Here is a 13597-nt window from a genome sequence, read left to right as displayed (position 1 = left end):
GGGAAAATGTCTGCAATTGTTAAAGGCTCTGGCCCACATCATGTGCTCGTCCTCAATGGTTGGTTTGGCCATGCTGCAGATTGGGGACCATTTGCGCAGTATCTTGATGTAGATTCTTTTACCTGGCATTTTTGGGACTACCGAGGCTATGGCAGCCGCATTGCGGAAACCGGCGAGTTCACTCTTGAAGAAATTTCAGCAGATGTAGTTACCTATATCGATGCATTGGACGCGCCTAAGCTCTCTATTCTGGGGCATTCTATGGGTGGAGTCTTCATGCAAAGAGTCCTGTTGGATAGTGCCACTCCCATTGCATCGCTGGTAGGTATTTCTTCAGTACCGGCTGCAGGTACACCTTTCGATCCGGATTCTCGAGCACTTTTCACCTCTGCGGGCGCTAATCCAGATTCCCGCCGTGCCATCATTGATTTCACCTCTGGATCAAAACAACCTGCTGTGTGGCTCGATGATATGACTGCATCGACAGTTCAGCATTCCGCAGCAGAAGCTGTAGAAAAATATTTCTATGCTTGGGCTGACTGCAGTTTTGCTGAAGAATTGGGTGCGCAAAATCTTCCTATTTATGTCCTTACAGGCGAGCTTGATCCTGCAGTTACTTCCTCAGTAGTGGAAGCAACCTTCGGGCCAATTTACACGAACCTCCAGGTCGAAGCGCTTCCAGATGTGGGCCACTACGCAATCTTTGAACACCCTTTGGGGCTTGCCTCTCGGGTACTCAGTTTCTTGAAAGAAGTTTAAAAACACCCTCGGGAGATCAATATTTACGTAGATTCACCGGTTCCTGCCCGCGCCAACGCCCCCGCAACAGCGATGCGATGTGTTCGTGCAGGTTCACCAAATCTTCAGTGCGGTTACTCAAAGTACGCGCAATAAATCCCCGCAACTCCGTGCCCGGAGCATCAACAAGATTAACAGCGCCGTAGACGGCAGGGTTGTTGGCAAGGAGCTCATTCAGCTCTGCAACTAGCTGCTTATCGACGCCTTGACCCATCACAATCATCTGACCTGTATGCGTGTACTGTTCGGTCCAGCCAAAACCACCTTCACGAGTATCTGGACGCAACAGCAAATTATCCAATAAAAACAGGCGCCCGGTGGTGGCATCAGTGATTTCGGTATGCAACCTCAATTCATCATAAGCAAAGTGTTTGCCTTCAGGATGCCAGCCAGGAGTAATCTGTTCGCTCAAGATAAAGGTAGAAGTTGGGTGCAGCGCGACTTTAGTGAATTGATGATAAGTGGATTCCCGATACGCGATCGTTTGATCCGTTAAATACTCTAAAACAGCATTTTCGCCAACCTCAATGTCCGTATATTGTTTCGCTGGACCTTGGGGTGTGCGATAAATTTTGGTAGCTGATTGTGTAGTGATCAGTGCCTGCGCATTGTCTTTAATAATGAATCGTTGATCATAAACATCACCACCCAAATATCCGCCACCAATGGCAATGATGGTGTAGCTTACTTGGCCGGAATCATCTAAATAATGTGGCCTAATGATCCGAAGTGCACCCTGGTGAAACTGTTCCACCGCTCGGCTTCGCCCCTGTGGGCCTTGATCATCAATCGTGAGCCACAAGGTACCTACTGGTTGAATTTGTGTCATTTAGGCTTCCTGCAAGTCCTGCATCATCACCTCATGGCGAATCCATTGCAATACCTGATCTAAGCCCTCATCGGTGCGGAGATTGGTGAGACAAAAAGGCTTGTTTTTACGGAAGGCTTTGGCATCTTCTACCATCACATCCAAGTTGGCACCCACATATGGAGCAAGGTCAGTTTTGTTGATAATAAACAAATCCGACTTAATCATGCCCTGCCCAGCTTTCCTCGGAATCTTTTCACCTTGAGCAACGTCAATGATGTAGATGGAGAAATCAACCAATTCTGGGGAAAAAGTTGCAGAAAGATTATCTCCGCCGGATTCTACAAAGATGAGCTCCAAATCGGGGAATTTTTCCACCAGATCTTTGATAGCAGCATCATTCATCGAAGTATCTTCACGGATTGCAGTATGCGGGCAGCCACCTGTTTCAATTCCAACGATACGTTCTTCTGGCAGCACACCATTAGCCGCCAAAATCTTGGCATCTTCGATCGTATAAATATCATTGGTAATGGCAGCCATGCTGATTTCATCAATAAGCGCACGGGTAACACGTTCCACCAACTGTGTTTTACCGGCGCCCACTGGCCCACCAACACCGATTCGAATTGGGCTCATTTCTTGTTATTCTCCTTAAAGTAAATTTTCTTAGCTCATAAAAAGTCGTGCGCGCTGAGTGGCATGAATCATCTGTGAGATATCTATCCCTGGATCACCAGAGCAAAGATCGATTTCTTCCAAGATGGCGCTACGTGTTACTGCTGCAGCAATCGGCTCTCGCATAGCAAACATCACACGCTGGCCAGCCATTTGTCCCAATGGAATGCCACGAACTGCGTTTTGGGTCAGGGAGCTGACAGTCGCGGTCAAATGTGCGTGGATGGCTCGATCTACATCGATTCCAATGCTGTGTGTTGCAAGTGCAAAAGCCAAAGCAGGATGACCTGAAAGCTCTCGCTGGTTGATGAGTCCTAGATACTGCGCAACCATGGGGGTGCCATAAGTTTCCGCCACAATTTCCGCCATGCGAGTACCCATCCGAGTATTAGCTTCCCGGACTTCTCGAGCAGGGGTACCAGCGTGAAGACGCGCATCCAAGCGTTTGAGCTCCTGCAGCGTTGGCTCTGCGTACAGCAACCGCATGGCCAATGCATCAGCGCTAGTTAGTTGCACTTTGAGCAGGACTTTTAACCAATCTTGGAAATGCTCAGCCCGAGTAATTCGCTCCGCATCCATATAGGTTTCAAAACCAAAAGAATGCGCAAAAGCGCCCGTTGGCAATGCAGAATCAGATAGATGCAGCAACAAAAAATCTGCGTCTGAATCTATCAATGTGAATGCCCGCTGTGTCTAAAAGGCACGGGTGGAACAAGCTCAGTGCGCGCGTATTCGACATCATGATCATGTAAAAACGCCACCACTGTGTGATCGTATTGCACGATCATGGAGGCCTTTTCTGTTATTTCACCAGATTGTGAAAACTGTGCCGGAAGGTGCCTATTACCCAAAGAATGTGCCACAAAACCCATTTGATGAATATCTTTCGGGGTAATTACGAGAACATCGGTGGGCATAATCTCAACGACAAAAACTGTTTCATCCTCAGAGAGCAAAACATCTCCCTCGCGCAAGATGGGATGACCTTGGTCTAGCCGCAATCCCAGTTCTTCTCCCCCAGGAAGTTCTACTCGTTGAATACGCTTGTCCAACACCAAATCTTCAAATCGAATACCAACTACTTCACGTCCAGCAATAAACTCTGGAGTGTCTTTGATGTTGGTATCAATCGCAGTGATAATCATGCTTCCTACTTTCCGCGAGGTACTAGAACAAGAAGTATCGACGTGCCATCGGCACTGTCTCTGCTGGCTTGCTGGTGATTAGTTCACCATTAACAAAGACTTGATAAGTCTCTGGATCGACATGAATATCAGGCATTTCAGCATTGAGTTTCATATCTCTCTTTGTCAGGTTTCTAATTCCACGAACTCCACGAATCTGTTTACGAAGGTTGAGCTGATCAGGCACATTTGCATCAATCGCATCCTGAGATAGGAACGTGATGGAGCTTCGATCTACAGCTTGCCCAAATGCACCCCAGGTATTGCGCAAAGTTCGTGGCTGAGGTGTCGGGATAGAACCGTTAGAGTCACCCATGAGTGAGTTCACCATCAATCCACCCTTGATCACTAAATCAGGTTTTACACCAAAGAATTTAGGATCCCACAGCACAAGATCAGCGAATTTACCTTCTTCAATTGAGCCAACAACGTAGTCAACGCCATGAGCAATTGCTGGGTTGATGGTGTACTTTGCGATAAAACGTCGCAGACGATTGTTGTCATTATGCAAAGAGTCGCCAGTTAGTGAACCACGAGTACGTTTCATGTGGTCAGCAACCTGCCACGTACGAGTAATCGTTTCTCCGACGCGGCCCATTGCTTGGGAATCGGAAGAAGTAATCGAGAAAATTCCCATATCGTGCAGGACATCTTCCGCAGCAATTGTTTCCGCACGAATACGTGAATCTGCAAACGCTACGTCTTCTGGAATATCCGGGTTAAGGTGATGCGCTACCATCACCATATCTAGGTGTTCTTCCACAGTGTTGCGCGTATACGGAAGCGTTGGGTTAGTTGAAGCAGGCAAGACATTAGCCAAAGATGCCACCCGAATCAGGTCAGGTGCATGCCCGCCGCCAGCGCCTTCAGTGTGAAACGTGTGAATGACACGGCCAGCAATGGCCTCAATAGTATCTTCTACGAAACCAGCTTCGTTGAGAGTATCGGAGTGCAACGCAACCTGAATATCCATCGCGTCTGCCACTTCCAAGGCAGTATTAATAGATGATGGCGTAGCACCCCAGTCCTCGTGAATTTTCAGACCAATGGCTCCTGCACGGATCTGCTCGGATAGTGGTGATTTAGAAGAACCATGCCCTTTGCCCAAAACACCAAAATTCATAGGCATACCTTCAAAAGCACTGAGCATATTGAAGGTGTTCCACTTTCCTGGAGTAACAGTGGTAGCCATCGATGCTTGGCTTGGTCCAGTACCACCACCAATCATGGTAGTAATACCTGAAGCCAACGCAGTATTAACTTGATCTGTTCCCAAAAAGTGCACATGCGTATCAATGCCGCCAGCAGTAAGAATCTTACCTTCACCAGCGATAATGTCCGTTGCAACGCCAATGACAATATCGACGTTTTCCATGACATTGGGATTACCAGCTTTACCGATGCGGAAAATTTTGCCATCGCGAAGGGCAACGTCTGCTTTATACACACCTGTGTAATCAAGGACGATAACGTTGGTGATCACGGTGTCAGGGATATCAACATCGCGCACCAAGGTGCCGTTTTGACCCATGCCATCACGAATCACCTTGCCACCACCAAAAGTGACTTCTTCACCAATTGCTGCGTAGTCTTTTTCCACACAGAGAAAGAGTTCAGTATCCGCCAACCGCACAGAATCACCAATGGTAGGCCCATAAAGGTCGGTGTATTGCTTGCGAGAAATTTCAAAACTCATTTATTCAAGTCCTTCTTCCGAGCTTGTCTCGCTAGCTTCATCGAGTTTTCGACCTCGTTCTGCAGCATCAGACTGTGGCAATTCTTGCGGTGCATCACCTGCTGCGGAAGAACGGCGCCAATCATCTTCGCGCCCCTCCCACACATTGACCTTGCGGTTTTCCAAAGGACCATCAACTAGATCGCGGAAACCAGAAACTACCCGGTCACCACCAATGGCCACAAGATTTACAGTGCGGGCATCGCCTGGTTCTAAACGGACAGCTGTACCTGATGGAATATCAAGGCGAAAGCCATAGCCTTCGCTGCGGTCAAAGCTGATGCTGGGGTTTACTTCTGCAAAGTGGAAATGCGAACCAATCTGTACAGGACGGTCACCTGTGTTGATAATTTCAATGGTTTTTGTCTCTCGACCAACGTTTCCGGTAAGAGATTCACTAGACAAGATGTACTCGCCTGGGATCATGAAAAACTCCTTAAAACAACGCGCACTAGCGGATGGGATTATGCACGGTTACCAGTTTGGTTCCGTCATCAAATGTTGCTTCAACTTGAATCTCAGGGATCATTTCTGGGATGCCTTCCAAGACATCGTCCCTGGTTAAAATCGTGCTGCCCCAGCTCATGAGGTCTGCAACTGTGCGCCCATCTCGAGCACCTTCAATGAGTTCGTAAGTTATGAGGGAGACAGCCTCAGGGTGGTTCAGTTTGAGACCACGATTTTTACGGCGGTGCGCAAGATCTGCTGCAACCACGATCATTAATTTTTCATGTTCACGAGGAGTGATATGCAATTTTTCCCTTTCTGCAAAGTCACAGAAAATACTGGAGCCCGGCCAATTGCTTAATTGGACGAGCGTTTAAGACCGAGGATATACCCCTTTGGCCCGAAGGGAAAGTAGAGGTTTGACTTTTTGAAAAAATTTTTGGGACTTCACTGTGACATCTGCTCAACCAGTAAATTTCGCCAGCTCATTGCTACTATTTACATGCTTTAGACCTATACAATTAGACTATAAACCACAGGAGATCCCATAGACGGTACTTATTCCTAAAAAAATACTTAGCCATGCGTCGGCGAAAAGCCAAGCTAATAATCAGGGGAATGCCCTGCATCCACTGTTCCTTAGTCTTTTCCTAGGGTTTTCTTCAAAAGAGAGCAAATTTTTCCACTTAAGTGCAGATTATTCACCGCCACTAAGCAATTTAATAAGCAGCATCTTCAAAATTTCTTGTTCTGTCCCAGTTAGTCTGTTATTCCACCCGGATAACAGATCATTCTGTTCCAAATAGGATTCTTTGATTAATACTTTTCCGGCATCAGTTAAGAAAAGGACATGCGTGCGCTTATCTACGGTAGATGGAGTTTGTTCAACATGGCCCGCACCAACAAGTGTTTTCACAATCGATGACGTTGTGGCCCTGCTTATGCCTGCCAACATCGCTACTCGGTGCTGCTCTAAATCTCCCTCCATCCATAAAATAAACAACACTTTAAAAGCGTTCCAGCCCATGCCTTTGGGGCGATGAATCCGAGCTTCAGATAATCCTGTGGCCACTCCAGAAGCACGGTTGAGGATCATGGCCAAGTCATTGGGGCTGATATCAGTTTCTGATAATTCTTCAGCCAGTTTTGCACGACTGCGGCTCACGAAGTTCCAGTACTCGAAGCTTTCAGCATCAACGGTCATGCGCACCAACTTTTCTTCACACTTGCATCGTTTCTTCAAAGGGTACAAGAGCCGGTGGAACAAAAAGTAGTTTTGTTCCACCGGCTCTTGTCTATGGTTTTTAAAAAGTGCAACTTTAAGTTGCTGATTTAATGGTTCCTACACAATTGCCAAAGTTAATTGTTGAACCATTTGGTCCTGGTGCGGTTCCTTGCAATGTCACGGTGTCTCCATCGCGTAGAAATGTCATTTCGCTGCCATCACTCAGTTGTAATGACTCTTTGCCACCCCAAGATAGCTCAATGAATGATCCCCGTTGATCCTTTTCAGGGCCAGAAATCGTTCCAGATGCGAACATATCTCCAGGCCGGAGGGAACCGCCGTTGACTGTCATATGAGCCAACATTTGCGGTGCAGTGAAGTACATCAATCCAAATGGAGGGTTGGATAATACTTCATCATTAAGCAGAACACTCAATGTCACATCGAGGCCGAATTCGCCATGTTCATCGGAAGGATCATGGAGATAGGACGCCAATTCAAAAGTTCTTTCAGGAGGTGCCACACGTGCTCCATTTAACGCCTCAAATGGCACGATCCATTCTCCCACTGTGGACGCAAATGATTTGCCAAGGTTGGGACCCAACGGCACGTACTCATAGTTTTGAATATCGCGTGCAGACCAATCATTAAAGAGAAATACTCCGAAAATATGATCTGCGGCAGCTGCAACATCTACTTCACCGCGTGGTGCCGCACCGCCTAGAACAAATCCCATTTCTGCTTCGATATCGAGGCGATTACTTGGCCCAAATGAAGGAATCGATTCTTGGCCTGGGCGCAGTCCCTTTGGACGAATCACATCGGTACCAGAAGCAAAAATGGTTCCGGACCTGCCGTGATAACCAACGGGTAGGTGTTTCCAATTTGGTTTTAGTGCATCTTCATTTGGTCGAAACATCTTGCCCAGATTCGTTGCGTGATGCTCTGAGGCGTAATAATCCACGTAATCAGCAGGTGTAAATGCCAATTTCATTGACACCTTATCAAGTGAAATAGCAGAATTTAGTACATCGTCTGCAGCTGCTTCATCGTTGAGCGTCTGCTGAATCCAGGCGCGTAGCGGTGACCAAATTTCCTTTCCGCCAGCAAGAAGCGCATCCAAATTGGGCTGTGCTGCTGCCACAGCTACTTTTTCGTCAAGGCCTCCTACCTTGGAGATTAAAGTTTCAAGACCAATAACATGGTCGCCAAGGCGAATGCCCAATTGAGTTTTACCGTCAAGTTCAAATGAACCATACGGTAGGTTTTCAATGCCAAAACCTTCAGTAGCTAATTTCTGTACTGCTGTTGATGTCATCTTTTTATCCTTCGATGTCGAATTCTGGGGTGTCGATAAAGCCAATTTCTGACAAAGTTTCCAGCGGCTCAGTGATACTGCAGGTGCCAAAGCTACGGAAAGAATCACGCCAGGCTTGATCCCCCGACACCACGCTCATAACGCGTTGGGCATCATCTGAATTAAGAATGTGTACTGCTTCATCAGAAACGCCGCCAGATTTAAGTACGCTGACTGCTGCCGCGATATTTAAGAATCCAAAGTGTTGAAATCCGGTTTTCTCATCTTGGTAGCGCATCGCACGATGTAGCCCCGCGGTGAGTTTGAACGGGACTCCAGTGCGAATCGCAAGCTGCAGCACATCAATTAATTGTTGCGGTGTTGGAAAAAGTTCTTGCCGAATACCGCCGGTGCGGAATTTTAAACCGGCGCCCCAGGCGCGCAGAAGCTCCAGGTTGTCAGCGCTAACCAGGGTGGCTGGCAGTTCCACAAAGATGCTTGTCGACGCCAACTTCCCCCGGACGGCTTCAACTTCTTCCAGGCCATCATCTTCTAATTTAAGTTCGACGGCACTGAGCTGAAGATGAGTGTGCTTTTCCGCTATGCGCACAAGCTCATCTGCTTCTCTCGGGTGAAGAATTACAGATACATCTAGTTGCTCTATACCTGCATATGCAGCAGCTTCTTCGAGTTTTTCCACTGGCACGATAAAAGGGCCGACCAAACTAGCCGTTGCGGTTCGTTGACGTTCAATATGGTCTTGAACGGCCTGTTGCAGAGGTGCCAGACCAGGAGGAAAAATTGCGGCATCATCAAAAAATTTGGTGATCTGTTGAACTGGCATCTCGATCACTCCCCGATCCAACGGCCACCAGTCCAAGATGACGGGTACTTCGGGTCATTACAGGCAATGGCTGCTTCACCAAGCAACAACGGCTTGAAAGTATCAACCATTACTGCGGTTTCATCAAAGTACTCAACTCCCAGGGATGCCTCCATAGCTCCTGGTTGTGGACCATGTGGATGTCCTCCGGGATGCAAAGAAATAGATCCTTCTTTAATGCCCGAGCCTTTTCGTGCTTCATAATTCCCTTCGACGTAAAACATGACTTCGTCGGAATCTACGTTGGAATGATAATAAGGAACAGGAATTGCATCCTCGTGGTAATCCACCTTGCGAGGCACAAAGTTACAGATGACAAAGTTCCAGCCCTCCCAGACCTGATGTGCTGGTGGTGGCTGATGTACCTTGCCGGTCAGGGGCATATAATCCTTAATATTGAAAGCATAAGGATATAAGCAACCATCCCAGGCAACTACATCAAATGGGTGCGTTGGCAATACATGGATAGACCCTGAAATCCCAGATGGTCCTGCGCCACGGTGTTTGATATAAACTGCAACATCTTCTTCTTCGCGTAGCAGAACTTCAGTTGGTCCACGGAGATCGCGTTCGCAGTAAGGAGCATGTTCTAAGAGCTGCCCATACTTGGATAAAAATCCCTTTGGCGGAGCAATGTGGCTGTTTGCCTCCACAAAATACAGTCGAGCTTCTTCACCAGCACGTAGTACCCAACGGTGAATTGTCGCACGCGGAATGATGGCGTAATCACCTTGCGCAACTTCTATGGATCCAAATTGGGTTTCCAGCAAAGCTGATCCACGCTCAACATAGACGCATTCATCGCCGACACCATTTTTATAAAGAGGAGAAGTCTCATTTACTTTTGCATAAGAGATACGAACATCAGAGTTGCCTAGTACCAATCGACGATCAGTTACTGCATTCACCTTCTGCTCAGCTGGTGCATCCAATTCATGCAGTTTGAGATGCAATGGGATCAGAGGATCGTTCGGAGTAAGCGTTTGATCTGGCAATGTCCATGATCGGACATCAACCAAAGCTGAAGGAATTTCTTTGTGATAAAGCAACGATGAGTCCGAGGAAAATCCCTCTTCACCCATGAGTTCCTCATAACGCAATCGCCCATCTTCACCACGCAAGACGGTATGGCGCTGGCGAGGAAGAGTTCCTAGAGAACGGTAATAAGCCATGATGAATCCCTTTCCAAGTAGTTCATGCATGTACTTTATATCCTGCAATGAAGTTCGTCTACCCCTAGCCAGAAAAACTCTTCACATAGTTTGACAACCCCCCAGATTCCACAGCTAAACAACACTTCTAGCCACGCTGCAATCTTTGCCCCAGGGGGCAACACCTTCCACCCCCTCCCCATTGAAGATCCCCTTACACCAGCAAAACCCGGATTGGATTATGCTCATTTCAAACAAAGGAGATGTAATGACAAATGAGAATCTCGAATATAGAAATTTTGCAGATTTTGCCAGCTCAAAAGTGGGTGAACTAATCCCAGAGGCCGATCCCACGGCAAATCGCCTCTCCGTGGCACTTAACCGAGTCTCACACCTACTCACCTACGACTTCGATGCATCAATCCATCGCCCCGAAGACTCGAGCTGGGCCGCTTATCGCGTAATTTTTGTCGTATGGCTGGCAGGACCACTAACGCCAGCACGTGCAGCAGAACTGACCGGCATGGGAAAATCTGCCATTTCAAATCTGCTCAAACCACTGCTCAAACAGGAATACTTAATCCAGGAAGCATCCGCAGAAGATCGTCGATCCAAACTTTTATCACTCACCCCAAAAGGCGAGGAATACATAAATCGAATTTTTCCCCAGCAGAATAAACTTGAAGCAAAATGGTCCGATTCGCTCACTTCGATCGAACAAGATCTCTTAATTTCGCTTCTCAACAAACTTCTTAATGGAAAACGCGCAGAGGAGGTGCGAGAGCAAAGGCGCTAAACACCGCAGGGGGAGATGCGGGTGTAGCGAGATACGTGGGGATTTCATCAAAGGGACGTCAACTTTGACACTAAACTAGTTCATGCCTTGACTAGTTTTTCAAGGCGTTGTACCGTGCCCTCAGTCACATATGTTGTAGCTGTTCTATTAAAAATTTCTCGCGATCACCTAAACCAAGGACGTTTTATGTCTACGTTCATTCCCTTGCTCGGAATTCTTATTTCTCTAGCATTTCTCATCACAATGGCCTATCGAGGGCATTCCGTTGTCGTCATCGCCCCTATCTCAGCAATGATCGCGGTTCTGTTCTCTGGCACACCGATGCTTGCTACCTACACTCAAATCTTCATGCCTGCGCTTGGTGGATTTATTGTTAACTTCTTCCCGCTTTTCCTTGCTGGCGCAATTTTTGGTCGATTAATGACAGTAAGTGGCTTAGCCAGGGATCTTGCACGCTGGATCTCTACTCTTCTCGGACCACAACGAGCAATCCTCGCAACCGTTATCGCTACCGCATTGCTCACTTACGGTGGCGTTTCAGCATGGGTCATCGCATTTACCATTTACCCAATTGCAAGTGCATTGTTCCGTGAAGCCGATATTCCTAAAAAGTTGATGCCAGCTGCCATTGCTTTGGGTATCTTCACTTTTGCCACTGCGGCACTGCCAGGATCTCCACAAATCCACAATGCTATCCCTACGAGATTCTTCGATACAACGTCTTTCGCAGCTCCTTTGCTTGGCATTATCGGAGCAGCCATTACTTTTAGCCTCGGCATGCTTTGGTTGAACTACCGCAAAAAACAACTAGAAAAAGCCGGAGAGGGCTATACCTCCCACTATGTAGATGGAAAAGATCCCAATCCCAACACTGATGACGAGTTTGAAGAAGTTGGCAAACGTGGACTAGTTGTCGCAGAACGCACCGAAATTACCTCAAATCTCCATCTCCGTGGACTCATTGGACTATTCCCAATCCTGGTCGTGGTCATCACCAACCTGCTATTTGTGTACGTCTTTTCTAAAACGCTGGATTTCTCTTATCTCGCAGAAGAGCGCTTTGGTGGTGTCGATCTCTCCAATGTGGTGGGAGTTTGGTCCGTTGTAGTGGCACTTGTTACCGCGATCATCGCCATTTTCCTCATGTCACCTAAAGCTGTAAATGATTACATTAAGGCGCTCTCCGATGGCGCAAAGAATGCTGTGTTACCTGTCTTCACTACTGCATCTGAAGTTGCATACGGTGGTGTGATTGCTTCACTTGCCATTTTTGCAGTTATCCGTGATGGACTCTTCAATGTGAGCGATAACCCGGTGATCATTGGTTCTCTTGCCACCGCAGTCATTGCTGGAATCACGGGATCTTCATCAGGTGGTCTCACCATCGCCATGCAGAGCTTCGCCGAGTATCTAATCCCACTGGCAGATGCTCAAGGTATCTCTTTGGACTTCCTGCACCGCGCCATGGCTATGGCTTCCGTGTCCTTTGACTCTTTGCCTCATAATGGCGCAATTGTGACATTACTTCTGGTCACAGGAATGACTCACCGTCAGTCTTATAAGGACATTGGAGTTGTCACTGTCATTGTTCCGTTTATCGGAGTGCTAGCCATCATCGGGTTGGGCTTTCTCTTCCCAGCACTTCAGTAACACGCTTCGGGTTCAAGGATGCACCTCCTCTTCCCCTAAAACATCAAGGTCAATCAAGCTATTTAAAGGTTCCACTACGTTGCAAGTACTGAAGCTGCGGAAGGAATCTCGCCAAGCATCACCATTTTTAAGAGCATGAATTAGCGGTGCAGCATCATCTCCTTCAAGTATCGCTAACGCCTCTACCTCGCCTTTGCCAGCACGCAACGTGGCCACTGCAGCTGCAATGTTGAGGAACCCAAAGTGCAGCCGGCCAGTTTTTTCATCGCGATAACGAAGTGCGCGATGAAGGCCTGCTGTTAGCTTGAATGGCAGTGAAACATCAATGGCGGTGCGGAGAACAGCTACCAATTCTTGTGGTGTGGGGAAAAGTTCTTCTCTATCGCCACCAGTGCGGTATTTAAGACCTGCACCCATCTGGCGAAGTTTTCGGGCAGTAGTTTCTGTAACTAAGCCGGTGGGAACCTCAACCCACACGAAAATATTTCGGTGTTGGTGCATGAATTTTTCCACTGCATCCAACCACGAAGTACTGGTCAGAGCAGCACCTACAAGTTTGATCTCTACCGAAACGATATTGATATTGGGCAATTCATAGAAGCTGCTTTGTAGATCAGCGAGCTCTTCAATACTGATGACAACAGATACTCGGAGTACTTCATCACCGGTGTATTGAGCTGCATCTTCAAGTGTGTCCAGTGGCAAAATAAGAGTTCCGATAAATCTGGACATCGGCTTATTCTGGCGATCAAAGTGCTCACCGATTGCTCGATCTAGCGGAATAAAACAGGGATAATAAACTGCAGAATCATCAAAAAATCGATGAAATTGGTGCGCATTACTCATGATGATCATCCTCTCCACGACAGCTTAAGATCCATTTTTGCACTTATTTTCTGCCCAAAAGTGAAAGCGGTTGAATCGTTGGTGCTTTGAGTTGGAACT

The 13597-nt window shown here is 47.4% G+C and carries 15 protein-coding genes; 3 read left to right on the top strand and 12 right to left on the bottom strand.

The genetic code is table 11. The annotated features are described in order from the left end of the window. Nucleotides 1-6: 6 nt before the first annotated feature. On the top strand, nucleotides 7-759 hold the full coding sequence (locus tag ccrud_RS00525; protein WP_066563356.1) for an alpha/beta fold hydrolase: 753 nt from the start codon (nucleotides 7-9) through the stop codon (nucleotides 757-759). 16 nt (nucleotides 760-775) lie between these two features. Here the strand turns inward: ccrud_RS00525 and ccrud_RS00520 are convergent, their stop codons facing one another. The 11 genes from ccrud_RS00520 to ccrud_RS00470 all read right to left on the bottom strand — a co-directional run bounded on the left by ccrud_RS00520 (nucleotide 776) and on the right by ccrud_RS00470 (nucleotide 10227). Next, on the bottom strand, nucleotides 776-1627 hold the full coding sequence (locus ccrud_RS00520) for an urease accessory protein UreD (protein WP_066563353.1): 852 nt from the start codon (nucleotides 1625-1627) through the stop codon (nucleotides 776-778). Then, nucleotides 1628-2245 carry an urease accessory protein UreG gene (gene ureG / locus ccrud_RS00515; RefSeq protein ID WP_066563350.1) on the bottom strand — a complete coding sequence of 206 codons (618 nt, stop codon included), beginning with the start codon at nucleotides 2243-2245 and terminating at the stop codon, nucleotides 1628-1630. Nucleotides 2246-2275: 30 nt separating this feature from the next. Beyond that, a complete protein-coding gene (locus ccrud_RS00510; protein WP_066569300.1) occupies nucleotides 2276-2956 on the bottom strand; it encodes an urease accessory protein UreF in 681 nt (226 codons plus the stop codon). Beyond that, nucleotides 2956-3429 (bottom strand): urease accessory protein UreE, encoded by a 474-nt coding sequence (gene ureE, locus ccrud_RS00505; protein WP_066563345.1) that lies wholly within the window; start codon nucleotides 3427-3429, stop codon nucleotides 2956-2958. Before ureE ends, ccrud_RS00510 begins: the two co-directional genes overlap by 1 nt. A 22-nt stretch (nucleotides 3430-3451) precedes the next feature. After that, a complete protein-coding gene (gene ureC / locus ccrud_RS00500) occupies nucleotides 3452-5164 on the bottom strand; it encodes an urease subunit alpha (RefSeq protein ID WP_066563341.1) in 1713 nt (570 codons plus the stop codon). After that, the gene (locus ccrud_RS00495; RefSeq protein WP_066563330.1) at nucleotides 5165-5629 is read right to left on the bottom strand and encodes an urease subunit beta; all 465 of its coding nucleotides are present in this window, start codon (nucleotides 5627-5629) and stop codon (nucleotides 5165-5167) included. It abuts the gene before it with no gap. Nucleotides 5630-5654: 25 nt separating this feature from the next. Continuing rightward, nucleotides 5655-5957, bottom strand: a complete 303-nt coding sequence (locus ccrud_RS00490) for an urease subunit gamma (RefSeq protein ID WP_066563329.1) — start codon at nucleotides 5955-5957, stop codon at nucleotides 5655-5657. Between the two features lie 390 nt (nucleotides 5958-6347). Further along, entirely contained in the window at nucleotides 6348-6854 is a 507-nt protein-coding gene (locus tag ccrud_RS00485) for a MarR family winged helix-turn-helix transcriptional regulator (protein WP_066569298.1), read from the bottom strand. A 115-nt stretch (nucleotides 6855-6969) separates the two neighbouring features. Next, a complete protein-coding gene (locus ccrud_RS00480) occupies nucleotides 6970-8193 on the bottom strand; it encodes a fumarylacetoacetate hydrolase family protein (protein ID WP_066563326.1) in 1224 nt (407 codons plus the stop codon). A 4-nt stretch (nucleotides 8194-8197) separates the two neighbouring features. After that, the gene (locus ccrud_RS00475) at nucleotides 8198-9016 is read right to left on the bottom strand and encodes a hypothetical protein (protein ID WP_066569296.1); all 819 of its coding nucleotides are present in this window, start codon (nucleotides 9014-9016) and stop codon (nucleotides 8198-8200) included. 5 nt (nucleotides 9017-9021) lie between these two features. Next, on the bottom strand, nucleotides 9022-10227 hold the full coding sequence (locus tag ccrud_RS00470) for a homogentisate 1,2-dioxygenase (protein WP_066569293.1): 1206 nt from the start codon (nucleotides 10225-10227) through the stop codon (nucleotides 9022-9024). A gap of 247 nt (nucleotides 10228-10474) precedes the next feature. On the opposite strand from ccrud_RS00470, the gene ccrud_RS00465 reads away from it, so the two are divergent. Together ccrud_RS00465 and ccrud_RS00460 are read left to right on the top strand one after the other, a co-directional pair. Continuing rightward, nucleotides 10475-11002: a MarR family winged helix-turn-helix transcriptional regulator gene (locus ccrud_RS00465; protein WP_066563323.1), complete on the top strand. Its 528-nt coding sequence runs from the start codon at nucleotides 10475-10477 to the stop codon at nucleotides 11000-11002. A gap of 186 nt (nucleotides 11003-11188) precedes the next feature. Beyond that, nucleotides 11189-12652, top strand: a complete 1464-nt coding sequence (locus ccrud_RS00460) for a GntP family permease (RefSeq protein ID WP_066563322.1) — start codon at nucleotides 11189-11191, stop codon at nucleotides 12650-12652. A 12-nt stretch (nucleotides 12653-12664) separates the two neighbouring features. On the opposite strand, the gene ccrud_RS00455 is transcribed toward ccrud_RS00460, so the two are convergent. Next, the gene (locus ccrud_RS00455; protein ID WP_066569290.1) at nucleotides 12665-13498 is read right to left on the bottom strand and encodes a hypothetical protein; all 834 of its coding nucleotides are present in this window, start codon (nucleotides 13496-13498) and stop codon (nucleotides 12665-12667) included. Nucleotides 13499-13597: the final 99 nt, after the last annotated feature.

Source organism: Corynebacterium crudilactis, assembly GCF_001643015.1.
GTDB classification, from domain to species: domain Bacteria; phylum Actinomycetota; class Actinomycetes; order Mycobacteriales; family Mycobacteriaceae; genus Corynebacterium; species Corynebacterium crudilactis.
The sequence above is the reverse complement of the archived record's forward strand: the minus strand, read 5'-3'. Positions and strand labels throughout refer to the sequence as shown.